The organism is Streptomyces rugosispiralis (genome assembly GCF_024505145.1).
Lineage (GTDB): Bacteria > Actinomycetota > Actinomycetes > Streptomycetales > Streptomycetaceae > Streptomyces > Streptomyces rugosispiralis.
In genome coordinates this window covers 385,809-409,579 of the sequence record NZ_JANIAA010000003.1, presented here as the reverse complement: position 1 = coordinate 409,579, position 23,771 = coordinate 385,809, and the positions used below count along the sequence as shown (strand labels likewise).

Annotated in this window: 19 protein-coding genes and 1 riboswitch; of the genes, 7 read left to right on the top strand and 12 right to left on the bottom strand. The window is 71.9% G+C overall.

Translation table 11 applies throughout. The annotated features are described in order from the left end of the window. Positions 1-38 precede the first annotated feature (38 nt). The 5 genes from NP777_RS08275 to NP777_RS08255 form a co-directional block, all read right to left on the bottom strand. Positions 39-3,122, bottom strand: coding sequence for a glycoside hydrolase family 2 TIM barrel-domain containing protein (locus tag NP777_RS08275; protein ID WP_256649399.1), 3,084 nt, complete (start codon positions 3,120-3,122; stop codon positions 39-41). Next, positions 3,122-3,958: a carbohydrate ABC transporter permease gene (locus NP777_RS08270; RefSeq protein ID WP_256649398.1), complete on the bottom strand. Its 837-nt coding sequence runs from the start codon at positions 3,956-3,958 to the stop codon at positions 3,122-3,124. The genes NP777_RS08275 and NP777_RS08270 overlap by 1 nt, the downstream gene beginning before the upstream one ends. Positions 3,959-3,967: 9 nt before the next feature. Next, positions 3,968-4,951: a carbohydrate ABC transporter permease gene (locus tag NP777_RS08265; RefSeq protein WP_256649397.1), complete on the bottom strand. Its 984-nt coding sequence runs from the start codon at positions 4,949-4,951 to the stop codon at positions 3,968-3,970. 3 nt (positions 4,952-4,954) lie between these two features. Further along, the gene (locus tag NP777_RS08260) at positions 4,955-6,235 is read right to left on the bottom strand and encodes an extracellular solute-binding protein (protein ID WP_256649396.1); all 1,281 of its coding nucleotides are present in this window, start codon (positions 6,233-6,235) and stop codon (positions 4,955-4,957) included. A 240-nt stretch (positions 6,236-6,475) separates the two neighbouring features. After that, positions 6,476-7,525 carry a PfkB family carbohydrate kinase gene (locus NP777_RS08255; protein WP_256649395.1) on the bottom strand — a complete coding sequence of 350 codons (1,050 nt, stop codon included), beginning with the start codon at positions 7,523-7,525 and terminating at the stop codon, positions 6,476-6,478. Positions 7,526-7,651: 126 nt separating this feature from the next. On the opposite strand from NP777_RS08255, the gene NP777_RS08250 reads away from it, so the two are divergent. The 3 genes from NP777_RS08250 to NP777_RS08240 all read left to right on the top strand — a co-directional run bounded on the left by NP777_RS08250 (position 7,652) and on the right by NP777_RS08240 (position 13,107). Further along, a complete protein-coding gene (locus NP777_RS08250; protein WP_137976861.1) occupies positions 7,652-8,401 on the top strand; it encodes a DeoR/GlpR family DNA-binding transcription regulator in 750 nt (249 codons plus the stop codon). Positions 8,402-8,448: 47 nt separating this feature from the next. Beyond that, positions 8,449-9,795: a 6-phospho-beta-glucosidase gene (locus NP777_RS08245; RefSeq protein ID WP_256649394.1), complete on the top strand. Its 1,347-nt coding sequence runs from the start codon at positions 8,449-8,451 to the stop codon at positions 9,793-9,795. A gap of 171 nt (positions 9,796-9,966) precedes the next feature. Then, the gene (locus NP777_RS08240; protein WP_256649393.1) at positions 9,967-13,107 is read left to right on the top strand and encodes an alpha-mannosidase; all 3,141 of its coding nucleotides are present in this window, start codon (positions 9,967-9,969) and stop codon (positions 13,105-13,107) included. Here NP777_RS08240 and NP777_RS08235 read toward each other — a convergent pair. Continuing rightward, positions 13,102-14,049 (bottom strand): cobalamin-binding protein, encoded by a 948-nt coding sequence (locus tag NP777_RS08235; RefSeq protein ID WP_256649392.1) that lies wholly within the window; start codon positions 14,047-14,049, stop codon positions 13,102-13,104. The genes NP777_RS08240 and NP777_RS08235 overlap by 6 nt on opposite strands. Positions 14,050-14,203: 154 nt before the next feature. Further along, positions 14,204-14,331: riboswitch (cobalamin riboswitch) on the top strand. A 36-nt stretch (positions 14,332-14,367) separates the two neighbouring features. Between NP777_RS08235 and NP777_RS08230 the strand changes: the two genes are divergently transcribed. Together NP777_RS08230 and NP777_RS08225 are read left to right on the top strand one after the other, a co-directional pair. Then, positions 14,368-14,589 carry a CbtB domain-containing protein gene (locus NP777_RS08230; protein ID WP_256649391.1) on the top strand — a complete coding sequence of 74 codons (222 nt, stop codon included), beginning with the start codon at positions 14,368-14,370 and terminating at the stop codon, positions 14,587-14,589. A 21-nt stretch (positions 14,590-14,610) separates the two neighbouring features. Then, the gene (locus tag NP777_RS08225) at positions 14,611-15,372 is read left to right on the top strand and encodes a CbtA family protein (protein ID WP_256649390.1); all 762 of its coding nucleotides are present in this window, start codon (positions 14,611-14,613) and stop codon (positions 15,370-15,372) included. A 118-nt stretch (positions 15,373-15,490) separates the two neighbouring features. On the opposite strand, the gene NP777_RS08220 is transcribed toward NP777_RS08225, so the two are convergent. Beyond that, on the bottom strand, positions 15,491-16,132 hold the full coding sequence (locus NP777_RS08220) for a TetR/AcrR family transcriptional regulator (RefSeq protein ID WP_256649509.1): 642 nt from the start codon (positions 16,130-16,132) through the stop codon (positions 15,491-15,493). A 123-nt stretch (positions 16,133-16,255) separates the two neighbouring features. Here NP777_RS08220 and NP777_RS08215 point away from each other — a divergent pair, with 123 nt between their 5' ends. Next, positions 16,256-17,746: an FAD-dependent monooxygenase gene (locus NP777_RS08215; protein ID WP_256649508.1), complete on the top strand. Its 1,491-nt coding sequence runs from the start codon at positions 16,256-16,258 to the stop codon at positions 17,744-17,746. A gap of 145 nt (positions 17,747-17,891) precedes the next feature. Here the strand turns inward: NP777_RS08215 and NP777_RS08210 are convergent, their stop codons facing one another. From NP777_RS08210 to NP777_RS08195, 4 genes are read right to left on the bottom strand one after another with little or no spacing between them, the layout of a single operon-like run. Next, positions 17,892-19,394, bottom strand: coding sequence for a sensor histidine kinase (locus NP777_RS08210; RefSeq protein ID WP_256649389.1), 1,503 nt, complete (start codon positions 19,392-19,394; stop codon positions 17,892-17,894). Continuing rightward, positions 19,391-20,095 carry a response regulator transcription factor gene (locus tag NP777_RS08205; RefSeq protein WP_256649388.1) on the bottom strand — a complete coding sequence of 235 codons (705 nt, stop codon included), beginning with the start codon at positions 20,093-20,095 and terminating at the stop codon, positions 19,391-19,393. Before NP777_RS08205 ends, NP777_RS08210 begins: the two co-directional genes overlap by 4 nt. Before the next feature lie 29 nt (positions 20,096-20,124). Next, a complete protein-coding gene (locus tag NP777_RS08200; RefSeq protein WP_256649507.1) occupies positions 20,125-21,462 on the bottom strand; it encodes an MFS transporter in 1,338 nt (445 codons plus the stop codon). Positions 21,463-21,476: 14 nt separating this feature from the next. Next, complete coding sequence (locus NP777_RS08195; protein WP_256649506.1) at positions 21,477-22,046, bottom strand: alpha/beta hydrolase; 570 nt, start codon at positions 22,044-22,046, stop codon at positions 21,477-21,479. A 382-nt stretch (positions 22,047-22,428) separates the two neighbouring features. Here NP777_RS08195 and NP777_RS08185 point away from each other — a divergent pair, with 382 nt between their 5' ends. After that, complete coding sequence (locus tag NP777_RS08185) at positions 22,429-22,827, top strand: RidA family protein (RefSeq protein WP_256649387.1); 399 nt, start codon at positions 22,429-22,431, stop codon at positions 22,825-22,827. Positions 22,828-22,852: 25 nt separating this feature from the next. On the opposite strand, the gene NP777_RS08180 is transcribed toward NP777_RS08185, so the two are convergent. Further along, positions 22,853-23,737 carry an NAD(P)H-binding protein gene (locus NP777_RS08180; RefSeq protein WP_256649386.1) on the bottom strand — a complete coding sequence of 295 codons (885 nt, stop codon included), beginning with the start codon at positions 23,735-23,737 and terminating at the stop codon, positions 22,853-22,855. Between the last annotated feature and the right edge of the window lie 34 nt (positions 23,738-23,771).

The window sequence follows — 23,771 nt, the reverse complement described above, 5'->3', positions numbered from 1 at the left end:
GTGGTGAACTCCCGTTTCCTGGAGGGTCCTGGAGGGTCCTAGAGAGCGGAAAGCGTCCAGGACCAGCGGTATGTGCCGGGGCCGACGCGGTAGCGGGCAAGGGTGTCCGGGCCGCACGAGGCGGTGCCGACACCGCGGTGCGCGGCGTCGATGTGCACCACGCAGGTGTCGCGCGGGACCAGTTCGTCGTGGTGCGTGGCGGCGGCCAGATCGGCGGCGCGATGGCGGGTGACGGAGACCTGGCGCGGCGCGTCGAGGGCGATGTGCCACCGGTCGTCGAGCGTGAAGTGGCGCACCGCGTGCCGTCCGCCGCTCTCCTGCGGGCGCAGATACGGCGTGAACAGCTCGTCCACGGTGGCCTGGTGGTGCCCGACGGCCCCGCCCGCGCACCGGTCCGGATAGGTCTCCCAGGGGCCCGGCCCGTACCAGGCGAGGCGGTCGTGCCGGGCGGCCGTCTCGAAGACCGTGCCCACGCGGGGCACATCGGTCAGCCCGGCGGGCAACTCGGCCGTCTCCTCCACATGGATCCCGGCATGGATCCCGGCATGGATCCCGGCATGGATCCCGGCGTGGGTCCCCGCGTGGGTCCCGACACGGCTCCCGGCCCGGATCCCCTCCGGCACCGGTCGCAGCACCTGGCGGTGGCGCACCGGACCAGCGGTGGTGTCGTACTCCGCGAGGACGGTGACGGCCCCGGCGGCGTCCCGCTCGACGGACACCAGCCGGCGGCGCGCGGCATCGAGCCCCCAGGCCCGCCACCGCTCGCCGAGCCCGCCCAGCTCGTCATTGTCCGTCGGCGCCCGCCACAGCGAGAGCACCGGCGGCGCGGACAGCGCCGGATGGGCCAGCAGCCCGTCCTCGCCGACCTCCACCGGCGGCAGGCCGCGGCCGTCGACCGGCGTGGCGGACCCGGTGGACGTGGCGGACGCGGTGGACGCGGTGGACGCAGTGGACGCGGTGGACGGCGCACGCTCCCGCAGCCGCACCCGCGGCGTGCACACCTCGGTCCCGGCCGCCGCCCACGCCTCCGCCTCCGCCGTACGGACCCGCAGCGTCAGCCATGCCTCGCCGTCGCCGGACGCCGGCCCGGCCGGCAGGTCGGGCGGCAGCTCGACCGGGGCGCTCGCGCCCGGCGGGAGGTCCGGCAGTCGCGCCGGGACCGGCGGGTGGTCCGCGCCGTGCCCGTCGACGGACAGCACCCACTCGGCCGCCAGCCACGACAGATCGCGGAAGTGCTGGCGGTTGTGGACGCGCACCCCCTCCGCGTCGTGGGTCAGCCGCACCGGCGCGGCGATCTCCCGGTGCTCGTACAGGACCGGCTTGGGCGTGCGGTCCGGGAAGACGACGCCGTCCGCGACGAACGCGCCGTCGTTCGGCGTATCACCGAAGTCGCCGCCGTACGCCCAGCGCATCCCCGGCCCGGCGACCCCGCCGCCGTATCCGCCCGCGCCCGCGAGCCCCGCCGGGCGGCCGTCGGAGAGCCGCTGGAGGATGCCGTGGTCCCAGAACTCCCAGATGAATCCGCCCTGGAGACCGGGGGTGGACTCGATGGCCGCCCAGTAGTCGGCGAGGCTGCCGTTGCTGTTGCCCATGGCGTGCGAGTACTCGCACAGGATGAGCGGCTTGGTCTGCTCACCGGAGCGCGCGTGTGCGGTGATCTCGTCGATGGAGGCGTACATCGGGCAGACGATGTCGGTGACGGTGCCCGAGTGGGTCCAGCCGCGGTGCAGCGCCCCCTCGTACTGCACGGGACGGCTCGGGTCGTGGCGGCGCACCCACCCGGCCGCGGCGTCGTGGTTGGCGCCGTGGTCGGACTCGTTGCCCAGCGACCACACGATGACCGACGGATGGTTCTTGTCGCGCAGCACCATCCGCGAGACGCGGTCGGTGAACGCGGCGAGGTAGCGCGGGTCGTCGGCGATCTCGTGGGCGTGGTCGTGCGCCTCGATGTTCGCCTCGTCGACGACGTACAGGCCCAGCTCGTCGCAGAGATCGAGGAAGACCGGGTCGTTGGGGTAGTGGGAGGTGCGCACCGCGTTGAAGCCGAAGCGCTTCATGGTGACGAGGTCGGCGCGCATGTCGTCGTACGACACCACGCGCCCGGTCAGCGGGTGGAAGTCGTGGCGGTTGACCCCGCGGATGAACACCCGCTCGCCGTTGACCAGCAGATCCCGGCCGCGCACCGCGACATCGCGGAAGCCGACGCGGTGGTACGAGGTGTCCGCGACCGAACCGTCCGCGCGGTGCAGCCGGATCACGCAGCCGTAGAGGTGCGGGGTCTCCGCGGACCAGCTCCGCACCTCCGGCACGGCGGTGTGCAGCCGGGCCTCGCCGAGGAAGTCCGACACCCGCTCCTCGGCGGCGCACCAGGCGGCGTACTCCGCGTCGAACCGCAGCTCGCCGACGCCCTCCAGCGACCCGGTGACATACCACCCGGCGGGGAGGGCGCCGTGCGCCGAGCGGACCAGCACCTCGGCCCGCAGCCGCCCGTCCGCCGGTGCGGTGATCCGCACATCGGCCAGGTGCAGCGGGTCGACGGCGTAGAGGTACACGGATCGGGTGATGCCGCCGTGCCACCAGTGGTCCTGGTCCTCGATGTGCGAGGCGTCGGACCACTTGACCACCGTGAGCCGTACGGTGGTGCGCCCGCCCGGCCGCACGGCGTCGGTGATGTCGAACTCGCTTGCCAGGTGGGAGTCCTTGCCCATGCCCACGGGACGGCCGCCGGCCTCGGCCAGCAGCACGCTCTCGAAGGCCCCGACGTGGAGCACGATCCGCTTGCCCGCCCACTCCGCGGGGATGTCGACCTCGCGCTCGTACACGCCCGTCGGGTTCTTCGCCGGGGAGGCCGGGGGGAACTCCGGCCACGGCATCGTGAAGTTGGTGTAGTGCGGGAGGTCGTCGGTGCCCTGCGTGGTCCAGCAGCCGGGCACCCGGGCGGTTCCCCACCGCTCGGCGAGGGGCTCGTCGGGCGAGGGCAGCAGCTGGAACCGCCAGTCGCCGTCGAGCGCCGTCCGGCCGGTGTCCGTGGCGCCGCGCACCACCGCGTGCAGCGGCAGCCGGCGCCAGGACGTGAGCTCGGGCGTCTCCCAGGGGCGGGTGTACGGGGGCGGGTGGTGCATCAGCGGATGGCTCCCTTGGCCAGGTCGGCGATGAAGTGGCGGGCCGCGAAGATGAACATGATCAGCAGCGGGATCAGGGCCAGCAGGGCACCGGCCATGACCATGCCGTAGTCCGTCATGCTGTGCACGCTGTTGAGCTGGGACAGCGCCACCTGGAGGGTGACATGGTCCGGGTTGGTCAGGGCGATCAGCGGCCAGGCGTAGTCGTTCCACTGGCTCATGAAGGTGAAGATGCCGAGGAACGCCAGGCCCGGCCGGACCACGGGCAGGGCCACATGCCAGTACTGGCGCAGGAAGCTGCAGCCGTCGAGCCGCGAGGCGTCCATCAGCTCGTCGTGGATGGCGCCCGTCATGTACTGGCGCATCCAGAAGATGCCGAACGCGTTGGCCGCCGCCGGGACGATCAGCGCGGTGAGCGAGCCGATCCAGCCCAGCTTCGCCATGATGACGAACTGCGGGATGGCGGAGAGCTGTGCGGGCAGCATGAAGATGCCCATCATCAGCCCGAACAGCAGCTTGCGGCCGGGGAAGTCGAACTTGGCGAAGACGAACGCCGCGAGCGAGTCGAAGAACAGCACGAGGACGGTCACGGTGCCCGCGACGATCAGCGAGTTCAGCATCGACCCGAAGAAGTCGACGTTGTCGAAGAGGTGGCCGACGTTCTCCCGGAAGTGCGATCCGGGCCAGAGCTTCGGCGGGTACGAGAAGATCTCGCTGGAGGTCCGGGTGGCCATCACGACGGCCAGATAGAACGGGAAGATGGACAGCAGCACGCCCGCGATCAGCGCGGTGTGCAGCGAGACACCGCGGGCCATGGCCCCTTTGGTCCTGCTCATGACGGCCTCCTAGCCCTTTTCCCGGCGGTTGACCAGACGCCAGTTGATGAGGGAGAAGACCACCACGATCATGAAGATCGCCCAGGCGATGGCCGCTCCGTAGCCGAAGTCGTTGTTGTCGAAGGTCTGCTGGAAGAAGTAGAGGACCACCGTCTGTCCGGCGTGTTCGGGCCCGCCCGCGAAGGTCGACATGCCGTCGTTGCGGCCGAGCAGCACCTGGGACTCGGAGAACGACTGCAGGCCGGTGATCGTGGAGACCACCACGGTGAACAGGATGACCGGGCGCATCATCGGCATGGTGACCGAGAAGAAGGTCCGGACCGGCCCGGCGCCGTCGACCCTGGCCGCCTCGTAGAGCTCGGTCGGGATGGTCTGCAGACCGGCCAGGAAGATGATCGCGTTGTACCCGGTCCACTGCCAGGTCATCAGCGCGGCGACGGCCACCTTGATGCCCCAGGGCTCGTTCAGCCAGGCCACCTCGCCGATGCCGACGGTCCTCAGCACGGCGTTCATCAGGCCGAAGCTGGTGGAGAAGATGGAACCGAAGATGACGGCGACGGCGACGACCGAGGTGACGGACGGCACGAAGTAGGCGAAGCGGTACACCCCCTTGAAGCGCACCGCGGAGTTCAGCATCACGGCGCTGACCAGGGCGATGAACAGCATGGGCAGGGTGCCCATGGCCCAGATCTCGAGCGTGTTGACCACCGCGTCCCAGAACTGGGTGTCGGCGAGCAGATAGCGGAACTGCGAAAGCCCCGCGTACTCCATGTCCCCCAGACCGTCCCAGCGCTGGAAGGCGAGGAAGAGGGAGAAGCCGGCCGGGACCAGCCCGAAGCAGAGGAACAGCAGATAGAACGGTGAGATCGCCGCGTACAGCCGCCAGTGGCGGCGGATGCGGCCCTTGCCGCCGGACGGCGTCGCGCCCACCGTTCCGGTGGGGCTCGGCGCGGCCGCGATCGCCGCGGCCGGTGCGGTCTTCATGTCGGCCATGGCTCAGCTCACCCCCAGGTGGTCCGCGATGCGTCGGCATGTGCTCATGGCGTCCCGCCAGGCTCGCCTCGGGTCCTTGCCGGAGACGTGGACCGAGGTCAGCTCGTCCATGATCGGCTGCTTGAGGGCCATGTCGTACGGGCTGTTGTAGGCGACCTGGATCCGCTGGGCGGCTCGGGCGAAGATGTCGTTGGTGATCTGACCGCCGAAGAACGGGTCGGGCTTGCGCATCGCGGCCATCTCGTAGGACGCCGGGGTGGAGGGGAAGAGCGACGCCTCCACGAAGCCGCGGGTCTGGTTCCTGGGGCCGAGCAGCCAGGTGATGATCTCGAAGGCCACTTCGGGTCTGCGGCAGTACTTGGTGATCCCGAGGAACGAGCCGCCGTCGTTGGCCGGCCGCTCGGGCATCGCGGCCACCCGCCACTTGCCGGCGGACTTCGTCAGCTGCGACTTGAAGTCCCCGGACACCCACGAGGCGCCGAGCTGGCTGGGCAGCCTGCCGTCCTCCAGCGCCGCGGTCTGGTCGACCGTGCCGGACTTGAAGGGGGAGACGAGACCGCGCTGCTTGCACTCCAGCGCCAGATTCCAGGCGCGGACGATGTGCTCCTGGTCGCCGATGAAGTGGCGGTCCTTGTCGACGAAGCGCTTCGCCGACTGGCCGATGCCCATATTGAGGACCGCGAGCAGGTCGGTGACCAGGTACGCGCCCTTGACCCGGGTCCTCAGCCGCTCGCCCGCGGCGAAGTAGTCGTCCCAGGTGCTCATCGCGGCGGACACCTCGGCGGGCTCGGTGGGCAGGCCCGCCTTCCGGAAGACATCGGGGCGGTAGTAGTGCACACACGGCCCGGTGTCGATGGGGAAGCCGATCTGACGGCCGTCGTCGGCGGTGCCCTGGGCCCACTTCCAGTCCAGGTACTGGCTCTTGAGCCGGTCCGCGCCCAGCGTGTTGAGATCGATGAACTGGTCGGCGTTGGACAGCAGCGAGGCGATGTCCTCGCCCTTCAGGCCGGTGATGTCGGGCGCGTAGGCGCGGGCGGTCAGTGTCGTCAGCAGCTTGGAGCGGAAGTATCCGCCGATCTGGGTGGCCTTGAGGTCGACCTGGGTGAAGCGCTTGGCGGCGTCCTCCACCAGCTTGTCGCTCAGTCCACCACCCCAGTACCAGAGCGTCATGTTCCGGCCGGTCGATCCGGCCGGGACCGCACAGCCCGCGGCCGCACCGCCCAGCACGGCGGCCGAGGTGGTTGCCAGGCCCGCGCGAAGCAGTCCTCTGCGTGAGGGGTGCACTGCTTCACCGCCTTTCGGTGTCTCGTCGTTGAGGTGTCGGGGTGTTGCCGTGGGGGGGTGTCCTTGGGAAGGGGCTTCCGTGAAAAGGGTGTGGCGCCGCGGCACCACGGCGTGGCCGGCCACAGCGGTGTGGCGGTCACGGTGACGCGGTGGGGCACAGCGGTGTGGCGGTCACAACGGTGTGGCGGTCACAACGGTGTGGCGGGGCACAGCGGTGTGGCGGTCACCACGGCGCGGCGGTCACAGCGGTGTGGCCGGCGCCTCCGGTGGCGGCGGGCCGACGCCGGCCGGGATCCGGTCGGCGAGGAAGCCGTACGTCCGGCGGAGCTCCTCGGCGCCGGGGTCGGCCACGACCTCGCGCCACCACTCCGCGACGCCGCCCCAGCCGGGCGCCGCCAGCGCTCCACCGTGGCGACGGGTGGACAGCCCGGAGGCGAGCACCGCGAAGCGCAGCCGTTCGGCGAGCGGCCAGCCGGCCAGGGTGGCGGCGACGAAGCTCGCGCCGAAGACATCGCCGGCGCCCGTCGCGTCCAGGACATCGATGTCGAGCGCGTCGGCCTCGGCGTACTCCCCGGTGTCCTGGTCCACCGCGATCGCCCCGTCCCGGCCGCGGGTGACCACGGCGACCGGCACCAGGCCGGCGAGTGCGCGCAGGGCCGCCTCCGGGGTGGCGGTGCGGGTGTACGCCATGGCCTCGGCCTCGTTGGGCAGGAAGGCGTGGCACAGGGAGAGCTGGTCGAGCAGATCCGTGGACCACCGCTGGGAGGGATCCCAGCCGACGTCGGCGAAGACCCGGGTGCCGGAGGCGGCCGCCTTGGCGATCCAGTCCTGTGGTTCGGGGCCGATGTGCACGAGCGCGGAGCGGGCCGCCGGGGGGTCGCCGATCAGCTCGTCCTGGCCGTACGGGGGTTCCGCGCCGCCGGTGACCAGTGCCCGGTCCGCCCCCAGCGCGAGCGAGATGGTGACGGGCGTGTGCCAGCCGGTGGGTGCCGTACGGGACGGCGAGAGGTCGACGCCCTCCTGCCCGGCGAGCACCGCACGGCAGTAGCGGCCGTAGAGGTCGTCGCCGAACACCGTGGCGAGCGAGGTGCGCAGCCCGAAGCGGGCGGCGGCCACCGCGAGATTCGCGATACCGCCGGGGCCGCTGCCCATGCCCCTGGCCCAGATCTCCTCGCCCGGCACGGGTCCCCGGCCGAGGCCGGTGAAGACCAGGTCGTAGAAGAGCAGTCCGGTGAGCAGGACGTCGGGAGCGGTATCGCCCGGTGACCCGTGGGGGAGCGGCTCGCTCACGAGCGCGTCCTCTCGTCAAGGGTGTGCAAGTTCTGACGTGGATCGTGAGCCAATTGAGCAAACTTTTCAAGACCTAATCAAAAACAAGCATGGAGTTGATTGAAATTGCAGGGTAGTGTGCGGCGCATGCTGGCAGAGCGACGACATCAACTCATCCTGCGGGCATTGCGCTCCGGTGGTCCCGCGTCCGTGACCGACCTCTCCGCCGAGCTCGGGGTGAGCGCCGCCACCGTGCGCCGCGACCTGATCAGACTGGAGGAGGACGGTCTGCTCACCCGGGTGCACGGGGGTGCGGTGGCGGAGGACGGCGATCAGCCCTTCGCCGAGGTCGCCGAGGTCCGGGTCACCGACAAGGACGCCGTGGCGGAGCGCGCCGCCGCGATGGTCCAGGACGGCCAGACGGTGCTGCTCGACATCGGCACCACCGCCTACCGCCTGGCCCGGCAGCTGCACGGCCGCCGCCTCACCGTGATCACCAGCAATCTGGTGGTGTACGAGGAGCTGGCGGAGGACACCGGGATAGAGCTGGTGCTGCCCGGGGGCGTGGTGCGCCGGGAGTACCGCTCGCTGGTGGGCTTCCTCACCGAGGACAGCCTGCGCCAGTTGCACGCCGACTGGCTGTTCCTGGGCACGAGTGGCATCCGGCCCGGTGGCCATGTGATGGACACGACCGTGGTCGAGGTGCCGGTGAAGCGGGCCATGATGGCCGCCGCCGAGAAGACGGTGCTGCTCGCGGACGCCGGGAAGTTCCCCGGCCGCGGGATGGCCAAGGTGTGCGGTCCGCAGGACATCGACTTCGTGGTGACCAACGCGTCCGCGGATCAGGCCACATGTGCCGTCCTCGCCGAGGCCGGCGTCGAAGTGATCAAGGTCTGACCGCTCCCGGAGCGGACAGCGAGTCGGGACATCTCGGAGGTTCTTCAGTGAGACTGACCATTCTCGGCGGCGGTGGATTCCGGGTGCCGCTGGTGTACGGGGCGCTGCTCGCCGACCGCGGGGAGGGCCGGGTCACCGGCGTGACCCTGCACGACCTGGACGCCGGCCGGCTCTCCGCCATCGCCCGGGTGCTGGCCGAGCAGGCCGCCGACCATCCGGACGCGCCGACCGTCACCGTCACCACGGACCTGGACGAGGCCCTCAAGGGCGCCGACTTCGTGTTCTCGGCGATCCGCGTCGGTGGCCTGGAGGGACGGGCGGCCGATGAGCGGGTGGCGCTGGCCGAGGGCGTGCTGGGGCAGGAGACGGTCGGCGCCGGTGGCATCGCGTACGGACTGCGCACCCTGCCGGTGGTGGACCACATCGCCCGGCGGGTGGCCGCGCTCGCCCCGGACGCCTGGTTCATCAACTTCACCAACCCGGCCGGTCTCGTCACCGAGGCCATCTCCCGCCATCTGGGCGACCGGGTGATCGGCATCTGCGACTCGCCCGTGGGCCTGGGCCGCCGGGTGGCCCGGGTGCTCGGCGCCGAGCGCCCGCGGGACGCGTGGATCGACTACGTCGGGCTCAACCATCTGGGCTGGCTGCGCGGGCTGCGCTTCGACGGCCGCGACCAGCTGCCGCGGCTGCTCGCCGACCGGGAGCTGCTGGGCTCCTTCGAAGAGGGCAAGCTCTTCGGCCCGGAGTGGATCCAGTCGCTGGGCGCCGTCCCCAACGAGTATCTGCACTACTACTACTTCAACCGCGAGGCGGTGACGGCGTACCGGGAGGCCCGGCAGACCCGCGGCGCGTTCCTGTGCCAGCAGCAGGCCGGGTTCTACGACGCCCTGCGCGACCCGGCCGCGCCCGCGCTGAGGACGTGGGACAGCACCCGGGCCGAGCGCGAGGCCACGTACATGGCGGAGAACCGCGAGGCGGCGGGCGCGGGGGAGCGGGACGAGGAGTCCCTGACCGAGTCCGGCGGCTACGAGAAGGTGGCCCTGGCCCTGATGCGGGCCATCGCCCGCGACGAGCGCACGACGCTGATCCTCAACGTGCGCAACCGCACCACACTGGCCGCCCTGGACGAGGACGCGGTCATCGAGGTCCCCTGCCTGGTCGACGGCAACGGCGCCCATCCCGTGGCCGTCTCCCCGCTCCCCGCCCACGCCACCGGCCTGGTCTGCTCCGTCAAGGCGGTGGAGCGCGAGGCCCTCGCGGCGGCCGCCTCCGGCTCCCGCGCCACGGCCGTCAAGGCGTTCGCCCTGCACCCCCTCATCGATTCGGTCGAGGTGGCCCGCCGCCTGGTGGACGCCTACCGCCGGGCACATCCCGGGCTCGCGTACCTCAACTGAGCGGTCCGCAGGAAGTGCCCCGACACGCCGTCGATCGTCTGCGACGCCGTCGTGGCTGGTCGCGCAGTTCCCCGCGCCCCTTCGGGGCGCACGGGCGAACGCCCGGCGACCGGTGCCCCGAGCGACGCGGCCGACCCCACGCCGTCACCCCAACCCCGAAAAGAGTTCCCCGTGCACGACGAACGCCGCCGGATCGAGGAGCGCGTCGAGCGCGTCCACGACCAGCGCATCAAGCCCGCCGTCTACTCCGCCACCACCCCGCTGACCGTCGAAGCCTGGCACGCCCCCGGCGAGCCGGTGCCCTTCGCCGAGGCCGAGCAGGCCGCGTACGAGCCGTTCGCGATGGACACGCCCTGGGGCCCGCCGTGGGGCACCACCTGGTTCCGCATGCGCGGACAGGTGCCCGCGGAGTGGGCGGGCAAGCGCGTCGAGACGGTGATCGACCTCGGCTTCGTCGGCGACTGGCCCGGCAACCAGGCCGAGGCCCTCGTCCATCTGCCGGACGGCCGTCCGCTGAAGGCCGTCAACCCGCAGAACCAGTACGTGCCCGTGGCCCGTGCCGCCGTCGGCGGCGAGGAGATCCACTACCTGGTGGAGGCCGCCTCCAACCCGGACATCCTGGCCGACGACTTCATCGGCCCCACCCCGCTCGGCGACCGGCTCACCGCGGGCGACAAGCCGCTGTACACATTCAAGCGCGCCGACCTCGCCGTCCTCGACGAGGAGGTCTGGCACCTCTCCCTGGACGTACAGGTCCTGCGCGAGCTGATGCTGGAGCTGGACGCGCACGATCCGCGCCGGCACGAGATCATGACCTGTCTGGACCGGGCCCTGGACGCCCTGGACCTGGACGACATCCCCGGCACCGCCACCGACGCCCGCGCCGTGCTGCGGACGGCGCTGGACCGGCCCGCGCACGCCAGCGCGCACACCATGTCGGCGGTCGGCCACGCGCACATCGACTCGGCGTGGCTGTGGCCGATCCGCGAGACCAAGCGCAAGACGTCCCGCACCTTCTCCAATGTCACCGCGCTGGCGGAGGAGTACGAGGAGTTCGTCTTCGCGTGCTCGCAGGCCCAGCAGTACGCATGGGTGCGCGACAACTACCCGCATGTGTGGGCCCGTATCCAGCAGGCCGTCAGACGCGGCCAGTGGGCGCCGGTCGGTGGCATGTGGGTGGAGTCGGACGGCAACCTCCCCGGCGGTGAGGCGATAGCCAGGCAGCTGGTGCACGGCAAGCGCTTCTTCATCGAGCACTTCGGCATCGAGACCAAGGGCGTGTGGCTGCCGGACTCCTTCGGCTACAACGCGGCCTACCCGCAGCTTGCGAAGCTCGCCGGGAACGAGTGGTTCCTCACCCAGAAGCTCTCGTGGAACCAGACCAACAAGCTTCCCCACCACTCCTTCTGGTGGGAGGGCATCGACGGCACTCGTATCTTCACCCACTTCCCGCCGGTGGACACCTACAACGCCGAGTTCTCCGGCAAGGAGATGGCGCACGCGGTGCGCAACTACCAGGACAAGGGCGTGGGCACCCGCTCGCTCGCCCCGTTCGGCCACGGCGACGGCGGTGGCGGCCCCACCCGCGAGATGCTGGAGCGGGCCCGCCGCCTCGCCGACCTGGAGGGCTCGGCGCGGGTACGGGTCGAGCACCCGGACACGTTCTTCGCCGAGGCGAGCAAGGAGGTCCCCAAGGACCAGGTGTGGTCCGGGGAGCTGTATCTGGAGCTGCACCGCGCCACCTACACCTCGCAGGCCCGCACCAAGCAGGGCAACCGGCGCAGCGAACACCTGCTGCGCGAGGCGGAGCTGTGGGCGACGACGGCCGCGCTGCACGCGCCGGGCTACCGCTATCCGCTGGCGGATCTTGACCGGCTGTGGAAGACCGTGCTGCTGCACCAGTTCCACGACATCCTGCCCGGCTCGTCGATCGCCTGGGTGCACCGGGAGGCCGAGGCCGAGTACGCGCGGGTGGCGGCCGAGGTGCGGGAGCTCACCGAGCGGGCCCTCGACGCCCTCGCCACGACCGGTGACGGTTCGCCCGCCGTGTTCAACACCAGCCCGCGCGACCGCGCCGAGGTCGTCACGGTACCGGCGGATCTCGCCGCCGATCAGCAGGAGCTCACGGACGGGCAGACGCTCGCGGACGGTTCGGTGGCCGTGTGGACGCGCGTCCCGGCGAACGGCAGCGCACCGCTCGCCCCCCGGGGGACGCCGCCGCGGCCGGTCACCGTCCAGGGCCGGGTGCTGGACAACGGCCTGGTACGGGTGGAGCTCGCGGCGGACGGCACCATCGCGTCCGTACGCGACCTGGCGGCCGACCGCGAGGTGCTCGCGCCGGACGCGGCGGGCAACCTGCTCCGCCTCCACAGCGACCTGCCCAACTACTGGGACGCCTGGGACATCGACAAGCACTACCGGAACCGCTACACGGACCTCACCGACGCGGAGTCCGTCACGGTGGCCGAGGACGGCCCGCTGCTGGGGGCGCTGCGCGTGGAGCGCCATTTCGGCAAGGGCTCGCGGATCGCGCAGACCGTCGTGGTGCGGGCGGGCAGCCGCCGTATCGACATCGAGACGGAGATCGACTGGCATGAGGCGGAGAAGATCCTCAAGGCCGCCTTCCCGGTCGACGTGCGGGCCGACCACTCCCGCGCCGAGATCCAGTTCGGCCATGTGCAGCGCCCCACCCACACCAACACCAGCTGGGAGGCGGCCCGTTTCGAGGTGTACGGCCACCGCTGGGTGCACATCGGGGAGCCGGGCTACGGGGTCGCGGTGCTCAACGACGCCACGTACGGCCACGACGTCTCGCGCACCACACGGGAGTCGGACGGCGGGACGACCACGACGGTCCGGCTCTCCCTGGTGCGCGCTCCGCGTGTGCCCGACCCGGAAGCCGACCAGGGCAGGCACCGCTTCACCTACGCGCTGCTGCCGGGCGCGACGGTCGAGGACGCCATCGCGGAGGGGTACGCGCTGAACCTGCCGCTGCGCGTCGGCTCCGCGGCCCCGGCGGCCCCCGTGATCACCAGCGACCATCCGGCGGTGACGGTCGAGGCGGTCAAGCTGGCCGACGACGGATCGGGCGATGTGGTGGTGCGGCTCTACGAGTCGCTGGGCGGCCGGGCGCGTGCGGTGCTGCGCACGGGATTCCCGCTGGGCGGGGCCCAGGTCACGGACCTGCTGGAGCGCCCGCCGGCCGAGCGGCCCGCGGAGCTCTCGGCGGCCGGGGAGGACCAACTGGCCGTGACACTGCGGCCGTTCCAGATCCTCACCGTGCGGCTGACCCCCGCGGCACCCGCGTCATGACGTGACGTCCGGGCCACCGGACGCGGCGGCCGGGAGCGGGAGCGCCTCGGCCGCCGTCACCTCGTCCCCGGCCCGTACCCCGTGCAGGACGTGGGCCAGCACCTCGGCCCCGCGCACCACGCGCGGGCCGGGGCGGTTGAAGTAGGCCGGGCCGTCCAGCACCCAGACCCTCCCGGCCCGTACCGCGGGCAGGTCCGTCCAGCCCGGCAGGCGGGTGAGCAGGTCCGTCTCCCGCAGGGTGCGCTCGGGCGGGAAGCCGCACGGCAGGACCAGCACCACCTCCGGCCGGGCGGCCCGCACCGCCTCCCAGGTCATCGGGCTGGTGTGCTGCCCGGACGCGGCGAGCAGCGGTTCGCCTCCGGCGGTGGCGATCTGGTCGGGGACCCAGTGTCCGGCGGGCCACAGCGGGTCGAGCCATTCGATCGCCACGACCCGCGGCCGGGCCCGGCCCGCCACCGCCCGGCGGATGCCGTCGAGGCGGTCGCGCAGGACGGCCCGGCGCCGCTCGGCGCGCTCGCGCACCCCGAGCAGCTCGCCCACCGTCACCAGGCAGTCCAGTACGTCGTCGAGAGTGTGCGGCTCCAGGCTGAGCACGCGGGTGCCGGCGTCCAGCAGCCGGACGGCCCGGCTGACCTTCCGGTACGACACGGCGCACACCTCGCACAGGTCCTGGGTGAGCACCACATCGGGGCGCAGGGCCGCCAGCGCCTCGGTGTCGAGGGTGTAGAGCGACGACCCGGAGTGGGTCGCGCCGCCGACCGCGTCGGAGATCTCCCGGCTGGTGAGGGCGTCCTGGTCGAGGCCGGTGGCGGTCACCACGGGGAGGTCCGCCACCGCTTCCGGCGGCCAGTCGCATTCGTGGGTCCGGCCGGCCAACTGCTCGGCGAGCCCGAGTTCGGCGACGATGTCGGTCGCGGCGGGCAGCAGGGAGACGATGCGCATACCGCGACTGTAGGCGGGTTGACCGGGGCATTGGTGGCAGGCGAGGCGCGGGCGGCGGCGTGCCGTTGGTGTTTCCGCCGTCGGACCGCGGCGCGTCCTCGCGACGTCTCACCGGGTGGGCGGTCTTGGCCGGGCATCCGACACGCGGTACCGTCGATGCGATATCGACGATGGTCTGACGGAAGCCGGTGGGAATCCGGCACGGTCGCGCCACTGTGAACGGGACGTATCCGAAGGGGACGTTCCGTGAGTCAGACCCGCGGCCATCGTCCTGTGCACCACCGATGGGACGCGAACTCCCTCAAGGAGGCCACTGCCATGGCGCAGCATGTCGCGCAGCCGACAGCCACCACGCCCACCCTCCCCGCCACGCTGCCGCTGAAGGCGATAGCTCCCTGGGCCGCCTTCTTCGGCATCCTGATGCTGGTCCTGCTGTACTTCGTCGGCGCCGAGCAGGGCGCCACCGCGGTCGTCTCCGGCGAGGGCGTCCACGAGTGGGTGCACGACGCCCGCCATCTGCTCGGCTTCCCCTGCCACTGACGCGAGGGACGCCGCACCCCCATGAACTCCGCAACAGTGAGAAACCTGTTGGTGCGGGGCATGCTCGCCGGTCTTGGCGCCGGTGTGCTCGCCCTGATCGCCGCCTACTTCCTCGGTGAGCCGAACGTCGACCGCGCGATCGGCTTCGAGGAGGGCCACGCGCCCGCGCATGAGCACGAGGTCGAGATCGTCTCCCGTAGTCTGCAGTCCACCGCCGGTCTGGCCACCGGTGTGCTGATCTACGGGATCGCGTTCGGCGGCATCGCCGCCCTCGCCTACTGCGTGGCCCTCGGCCGCGTCGGCCGCTTCGGCCCGCGGGCCACCGCGCTGCTGCTGTCCGGCTGTGCGCTGCTCGCGGTCTATGTCGTGCCGTTCCTGAAGTATCCGGCCAACCCGCCCGCCGTCGGCAACGGCGACACCATCGGCGAGCGGACGACGCTGTACTTCCTGATGATGGTGCTCAGCGTGCTCCTCGCGATCGCCGCCACCATCCTCGGCAAGCGGCTCGCCCCGAAGCTGGGCACCTGGTACGCCACCGTCGCCGCGGTGGCCGCCTTCGCCGTCGTCATCGGGCTGGCGTTCGCCTTCCTGCCCGTCGTCAACGAGGTCCCGGCGGACTTCCCGGCCACCGTCCTGTGGCGGTTCCGGCTGTCCGCCCTCGCCATGCAGGTGATCCTGTGGGGTGGCTTCGGTCTCCTCTTCGGCGAGCTCGCCGAGCGGATGCTGAACCCCAGGCCCGCGAAGGCCGAGGAGAGCCGGGCGATGGCGGCCGCCCCGAACTGACCACGCCGAGACGCACGAGGGCCCGCGGAGCCATCCGGGGGCCCTCTCGCGTCGGGCGGGCACGTCCCGGCACCTGGCGGCCCGACGGCCCGGAGCCATCCGTGCGGGGCGCCTGGAGTCACTTCCGCGGGGGCAGGTGCCGCAGTCCGTTCTCCAGCAGCGCGAACGCGTGCTCCGCGTCGGCCACCGCATCCGCGTAGCGCTCGTCGGCCGGTTCCCCGTACGTCACGCGTGCGGTGTTGTCCTGCGCCAGTGACCACTGGACGGCGACGATTTGGACGGCGGCCAGCCGCGCGGTGAGTTCCGGGGTGTCCGCCGTCTCCCGCAGCGCCTGCGCGAGGGCACGTTCGGCGCCGGCCTTGAACCGCTCCATCCGGGCCACCAGCGAGGGTGTGTCGAGGATCATCCGGGTGAGCTTGAGGATCTGGGGATGGTCGTTCAAACCGGTGATCGGGTCCCGTTCGCGCAGGCCCTTGAGGAAGTGCTCGCGCAGTGCGGCCAGCGGGGTGGTGCGGGGCGGGCGGTCCCGTACGACGCGGGCGCTTTCGGTCTCGTGGTCGGCGAGGCGGTGCACCACGAGGTCTTCCTTCGCCGGGAAGTAGGCGAAGAGCGTGCGCTTGGACACCTCGGCGGCCTCGGCCACCTGGGCCACCGAGACCTGGTTGAAGCCGTGCTCGAGGAAGAGCGTGATCGCCGCCTCGGAGATCGCCGCGTGGGTCCGCTGCTTCTTCCGTTCCCGTAGCCCTGGCTTGCCGTCCACGTCGATCACCGTAGCAGAGTACTTGCCCCCAGAGGATTTCTGCACCTGGTATACATATAGACCGAGGCGAGAAATCGAGGAGGAGCGGCAGTGCCGACGGAGAAGACGGGGAAGAAGGAGACGATGGGGAACGCGGCCGACGTCGTCATCGCGGGCGCCGGCCCGACCGGGCTGATGCTGGCGTACGAGCTGGCGCTGGCCGGGGTCGAGACCCTGGTGCTGGAGAAGCTGGACCAGCGCATCGAGCAGGTGAAGGGCGGCGCGATCCAGCCCCGTACAGCCGAACTGCTGGAGTTCCGGGGGCTGTTGGAGCCGATGCTGCGGCGGGCCACCCCGCGTGACCCGGTGGGCGGGCACTTCGCGATGCTGCCCGTGCCCTTGGACTGCACTCCATGGCGGACCAGCCACAACAACCCGATCGCCATACCCCAGTGGGAGATCGAGGAGGTGCTCGAGGAGCGGGCGATCGCCGCGGGCGCGCGGGTTCTGCGGGGCGCCGCCGTCTCGAAGGTCGCGTCGGACGAGGACGGCGTGACCGTGACGGCGAACGGTCTGGCGGTGCGGGCGCGCTACCTGGCGGCCTGCGACGGCGGCCACAGCACGGTGCGGAAACTGCTTGAGCTGCCATTTCCCGGGCGGGCCGGGACTCAGCAGGCGGTGCTGACCGACATCCGGCTGACCGCGGTGTCCCCGCTGGTGCCGAAGCGGATGGGGCACATCAGCACCATGACCCGTCATGTGGGCGGCTACTGGGCCATGCTGGTCCCGATCGGCGGTGACCTCTACCGCTTCACCTTCGGGCGCGAGGACCAGGTGGACACCGCCCGCGACGCGCCCGTCACCCATGAGGAGATCGCCACCGCGCTGCGGGAGGTGTACGGCGAGGAGACCACCCTCGGGGCGGTGGACAACTCCTCGCGCTTCGGCGATGCCACGCGACAGCTGGAGCGGTACCGCGTGGGCCGCGTGCTGTTCGCGGGCGACGCCGCCCATATCCATTCGCCGCTGGGTGGCCAGGGGCTCAACCTCGGTATGCAGGACGCGATCAACCTCGGCTGGAAACTGGCCGCGGTCGTCCAGGACCGGGCGCCGAGCGGCCTCCTGGACAGCTACCACGCCGAACGGCACCCGGCCGCGGCCCGGGTCCTGCATCACACTTCGGCACAGCGCGTCCTGGCGGACACCAACCCGAGCGAGGACGTGGCCGCCCTGCGCGACATCTTCATCGAGCTGCTGCGGCTGCCCGATGCCAACCGCCACCTCGCCGGACTGATGTCCGGTCTCTCGCTGCGCTACGAGCTGCCCGGCGAACATCCCCTCACCGGGCGGCGCGTGCCGGACGCCGACCTGGTCACCGAGGCCGGTGCCACCCGGCTGTCGGCGCTGTTCGGCTCGGGCCACGCCGTTCTGCTCGATCTGGCCGGAACCGTCCCGGACGGCCTCCGGCTTCCGCCGCGCGTCGACCTCGTCCGGGCCACCTGCGCCGACGACCTGGGCGCCGCCGCCCTGCTCATCCGCCCCGACGGCTATGTGTGCTGGGCGACGGACACCTCGGCCGCCTGCGGCGAGACCCTGCTCGCCACCATCGGAAGCGGGCTGACGACGGTGCGCTGAGAGCCTGTGTCATATCCCCGGCCGGGCGTGCGACGCCTGGCACGCTCCCCCAGCTACCGCTGGGAGGTGCCCCCTGACGCCGCACGCTGATCCGACCGAGGATATGACACAGGCTCTGAGCCGGGCGCGTCAGGCCCGGCGGCGCTCAGCCGTCCAGGGGGAGCAGCACGCGGAACGTGGCGCCCTCGTCCGGGGCCGTGCGCACCTCCACCCGGCCGTGGTGGGCCGTCACCAGGGAGTGGACGATCGCGAGGCCGAGCCCCGCGCCTCCGCTCTCGGTGCGGCCGCGGGCGTCGTCCGCGCGGTAGAAGCGGTCGAAGGCGCGGGCGGCCTGCTCCTCGGACATCCCCGGACCCTCGTCGTGCAGCTCCAGCACGGCCAGACCGTCCTGGGTGCCGACGCCGATCCGGACCGGAGTGCCGGGCGGGGTGTGCGCCACCGCGTTGCCGACGAGATTGGAGGTGACCTGGCGCAGTCTCGCCTCGTCGCCGAGCACCGGCGCGCCACCCGGCGGCCCGCCGCCGGGCCCGGTGAGGGCGACCGGGCGCCGTGGATCGAGGGCGCGCAGGTCGTGCAGGGCGTCGACGGCCAGGGTGCGCAGGTCCATCGGGCTGGGATGGAGCGGGAGGTCCGTGGCGGCGGCGTACTCGTCGAGGCGGGCGAGCAGCAGCAGGTCCTCGACCAGCCGGACCAGCCGTGCCGCTTCCCGCTCGATACGGCCCATCGCGGCGTCGACATCGGCGCGCTCGGGCATGCCGCCCATCCGGTACAGCTCGGTGAACCCCTTGATGCCGAAGAGCGGGGTGCGCAGCTCGTGGCCGACGTCCGCGATGAACCGGCGCATCCGCTCGGCGACGGCCGCCCGCGCGGCGTCGCTCTCCTCGACCCGGTCCAGCATGCCGTTGAGCGCCGCGGCAAGACGGCCGAGTTCGGTGCGGGAGGCGGCCAACTCCGGGACGCGGCTGGACAGGTCGCCCTCCGCGATGGCCGCCGCGGTGGTCTCGATCCGGCGCAGCGGGCGCAGCCCGGCCCGTACGGCGAACCACCCGGCCCCGCCGAGCAGCGCCAGCACCAGGGAGTCGATGAGCAGCATCCGGGTGCCGAGCTGTCCGATCGTCGCGTCGACCTGGGCGAGGGAGGCCGCGACGACGACGCTGCCGCGGGCGCCCTCGGCCTGCTCATGTTCCTCTCCCCGCGCGTCGAGCGGTACGGCGATCACCCGCCATGCCTCGCCGCCGTCGGCGGCCGGGGCCTCGAAGGGCCGCCGGCCGCGCTCGCCGACCGCCGCCGCGTCGAGCGGGGGCAGGGCGGGAGCACTGTGCGCCGCGGGCCGGATGACCCGCTGGACGCGGCCGTTCGCGCCGACGGAGGCCAGATAGACATCGCCGGTCAGCTGCTGCTCCACGGTGTCGCGCACCCGCGATGTCCGATCGCCCGCCGGGCCGGACGGGTCGGTGAGGCGCGCGGTGTCCGTGGCGGCGGTGCGGAGCCGGTTGTCCAGCTGATGCAGCAAGTCGCGCTGGAGCAGCACGACGGCCAGGGCGTTGCTGCCGAGCAGGGCGGCCACGAGCAGCGTCAGGGCGATCGCCAGCAGCCGACCGCGCAGCGAGAGCCGGCCACGCGGCCCGCGTGCGGGGCCCTCGCTCACCGCGGCGGCCTGCGCAGTACATACCCGGTGCCGCGCACCGTATGGATCAGCTTCGGTTCGCCCAGGTCCACCTTGCGCCGCAGATAGCTGATGTAGGAGGCGACGATGCTGTCGTCGCCCCCGAAGTCGTACTGCCAGACCAGCTCCAGGAGTTGGGACTTCGACAGCACCCGCCCGGCGTTCTCCATCAGCACGCGCAACAGGCCGAACTCGGTGGGGGACAGCCGCATCGGCTGCCCGCCCCGGGTCACCTGATGGCTGTCCGGGTCCAGCTCCAGATCGCCGACGACCAGTCGGCCGTCCGACTGCCGACCGCTCACGCGGCGCAGAATGGCCCGGATGCGCAGCACCAGCTCCTCCAGGTTGAACGGCTTGGTGACATAGTCGTCACCGCCCGCCCTGAGCCCGCTGATCCGGTCCTCGGGCGCATCGCGGGCGGTGAGGAACAGCACCGGGGGATGGCCCGCCGCCGCGAGCGGACGCTGCCCGCGCAGCCGGTGGACGACCTCGAAGCCGTCGATGCCGGGCAGCATCACATCCAGCACGATCAGGTCGGGACGCCGCTCCCGCACCGCGGCCAGCGCCTCTTCGCCGGTCGCGACCGCGACCACGGCGAAGCCCGCCAGCCGCAGACTCGCGGAGAGCAACTCGCGGAGCGTCGGCTCGTCCTCCACCACCAGCAGCCGTTCCGATGCCGTCATCCGTCCCGCCCTCGCCCGTCGCCAGTCCTCTAGTCTCCCCCGCCCGCGCGGCGGTGGGTGCGCAGCAGGATGACCACGACCACGGCCGCGGCGATGAACGCGCCGGCGGCCAAGGCGATGTAACTGTGCACTCCCAGCGCCGAGTTCACCGTCTCTCCACCGACGACCGTGTTGGTGGACTTGAGTACGGCCGAACCCACGAACTTCAGGATCACCGCACCGGTCGCCACCATCACCATGACCATGCTGGACACCACGCCCTGCCGTTCCGGGGGTGCGAGCGTCGCGGCCATGTTGAAGCCTGATGTCACGAGCGTTCCCGCGGTCAGGCTCAGCAGGAAGGAGCAGACGACCGCGAGCGGGAGCACCGAGTCCCCCAGGAACATCCCGACGGTTCCCACCGTTCCGATCGCCACTCCGCCCGCCAGCGCCACGGCCGGTCCGAGACGGGTGCTGAGCACCCCCGCCAGGGTGCCGCCGAGCACGATGCCGATCGCCGGTATGCCGTACAGCAGGCCCAGCGCCCCCGGGGCGGCGAGCCCGTACCCGAGGCCCTGATCCGCCGAGACCTTGGCGATGAGGCCGAAGAGCGTGAGCATGCTCTGGTACGCGCCGGTTCCGAAGACGACCACGAGCAGCGTGAGCACCAGTGGCCCGCCGAGGTTTCTGATGTCGATCACGGGCTCGGGGATCCGGCTCGCCACCAGGAACCACCGGGCCAGTGCCGCGGCGCCACCGACGAGGAGGGCGAGCGGACCCACGGCGAACCAGCCGAACTCCGACCCGAGGCTCACATAGCTGAGCACCGCCGCCAGCCCGCCGCCGAGGAGGACGGCCCCGGCGATGTCGACCTTGCCCGGCGTCCTGATCGTGGACTGGGCGACGAGGCGGTGCACCAGGACCGCCGCGATGGCCGCGAAGACCGCCGATGCCACGAACACGCTCCGCCAGCCGAACTCCGCGGCCGTCACCTCGAAGAGGGCGGGCATGACGATGCTGAGGAGCGCGGAGCCGGAGGTCACGACGCCCGTGACGACCATCGCCATGTCCGGTGCGCACATGTCACGGATGAGCGCGACCGTGAGGAACACGGCTCCCACGGCCGCCCCCTGGAGCAGCCGCCCGAAGATGAACACCCAGAGATTGGGAGCGACGAGGCATACGAGGGCGCCCGCCAAGGCGGTGACCAACGTCGCCACCAGCACTCCGCGCTTGCCGTGGATATCGGCGCTCTTCCCGAGCAGCGGCGCCCACATCGCCCCCGCCAGCAGCGAGCTGGCGTCGATCCACGCCGACTGATCGGTGCCGAAGTGGTCGAGCATCTCCGGAAGGACGAGGAGCGGTGCGGTGACGACGGTGTCCACCATGGTGTTCACCAGGATCAGGATGGCCACCTGGCCGATGAGGCGTCTGTTCCACCTCTTGTGTGGTTCGCCGCCGAGCGGTCCTGCGCCGGTGCCGGTGCCGGTGTTCGCGCTGGTGCCGGCGCTCGTGGTGGCGCTGCCGATGCTGCCGTTGGGCATGAGGCGCACTTCCTTCTGTCCCTCTGGACCTGGTCGCGGTCGCCCGACGTCGTCGTGGCGCGTCGCACCACAGTGATCCGCTGTTCTGGGACGGCTCTGCACGAGTCCGGGTGTCGCATGAGAACCGGCAGTCGGGTCCGGGGGAAACCGGCAGGTCGCGGCAGCCGACCTGCCGGTGATTCACAGAAACTCACAGAAAGTGGGCGACGCCGCGCACCGGGCAGCCGGTGCCGGAGCCGCCGTGCGCCCTCGATGGGGGTGACGGGGTCGTGGGCGGAGGCGACCAGCAGGACGGGCGGGGCGTCGGGGCTGCCGAGCCGGGTGCGGTGGGCGGGCCGGTGGTGCCAGTAGGCGCAGGTGGACGCCTCGATACCGGTGAGGACCGGCCGTGGATCCAGCCGCCGTGTCCGGCGGATGTCGGCGGCCACCTGGCGGGGCGTGGGGGCGTGGCCGTCCGCGCACTTCACGATGCGGTTGGCGGCCTCGTAGTTGCGTGACTCCGGACCGTCGAAGGGCTCGTCGGGGCGGAGGGACCCGGTGCCGCCGTCGCGCAGGTAGCCGCGCAGGCCGTCACCCGTCGGGACATCCTCGACCACCTCGTCGCCCTGCCCCACGACCACGCCGACCTGGCCCTGATCCTCATCACCCACGACCTGGACGCGGCGGCCCTGGCCACCCGCATCGCCGTCCTGGAGGCGAGCGAACTGATCGAGCAGGGCCCGGCCCAGCAGGTGCTCACCACTCCGGGCCACCCGTTCACGGCCGACCTGACCCGCGCCTGGTCGGCCCTCACATGATTACGCTGCACCCATGAGTGAGCTGATCAGGATCCCCGCCCCGGACGGGGTCGCGCCCGCCGCCCAGTACTCCCATGTCGTCCAGGGCACCGGGCGGTTCGTGGCCGTTTCCGGCCAGATCGCCCTGGACGAGGCGGGCAACGTCGTCGGCGAGGGTGACCCGGAGGCCCAGGCCCGCCAGGTCTTCGAGAACCTGCGGCGCTGCCTCGCCGCCGCCGGTGCCACGTTCGACGACGTGATCAAGCTGACGTACTTCGTCACGGACATGGCCCATATGCCGGCCATCCGCGAGGCCCGCGCCGCGTGCATCCCCGACGACCGGCTGCCCGCCGCCTCGGCGGTGCGGGTCGTCTCGCTGGTGCGGCCGGAGTTCCTGATGGAGATCGAGGCATTCGCGGTGGTGGCCGGGTGACCACCGAGGACGGCCCGCGGATCGCTTACGAGATGCCGTCGGCGATCCGGTGTCGCAGATGGGCGTAGGCCCAGGCGGCGAGGGTGGTCGGGGTGGTGGTCCGGAGGGTGCGGGGCTGTTCTGGTACGAAGTCCTCGCGTAGGCCGGTCGACATGCCGAGCACGGCCTCGACCAGGCTCTCGGCCATCCCCGCCCGGCGGAGTCGCGCACGCATGGCGTCGTCGGTGATCCGCTCGACGGCGACCGGCCGGCCGATGGCGGCGGTGAGGATGTCGCCGACCTGCCGCCAGGTGAGGTCGGCGGGCCCGTGAACGGCCTGTACGCACCGGCCGGACCAGACGGGGGACAGCAGCCGGGTGGCGGCGACCTCGGCGATATCGCGTGGCGCCACCCACGCCATGGGCTGGTCGAGCGGCAGGATCACCTGGAGGGCGCCGGCGCGCAGGGCGTCGAGCTCGAATTCGAGATTGGTGAAGAAGTAGCCGCAGCGCAGATGGGTGACATCGACGCCGGTGCCGTCCAGAGCGATCTCGGTCCGTGCCAGTCCGTCGATCTCACCGGCGCCGTGGCGCTTCTCGGCGCCGACGCTGCTCTGGAACACCACCCGGCCGATCCGGTTCTCGGTGACGGCGCGCACCACGCCGCCGGTGGCGCGGGCGTATTCGGCGAGGGGATCCCCGTGGCCGCTGGTCGGGTTCACCCAGAACAGCGCGTCGATATCGCGGGTGGCGGCCGCCACCGCGTCGGCGTCGTACTGGTCGACCGGCACCGCCTCCACCTCGTCCCGGACCTCGGGCGCCAGCCGCCCGGGGTCGCGCAGCAGGACACGCGGCCGGACCCCGGCGCGGACCAGTGTGGCGACGACATGGCGGCCGACGTTCCCGGTCGGGGTGGTGACGGCGATCCGCATGGTGGCTTCCTCTCGTCGATGGCTCGACCGCACC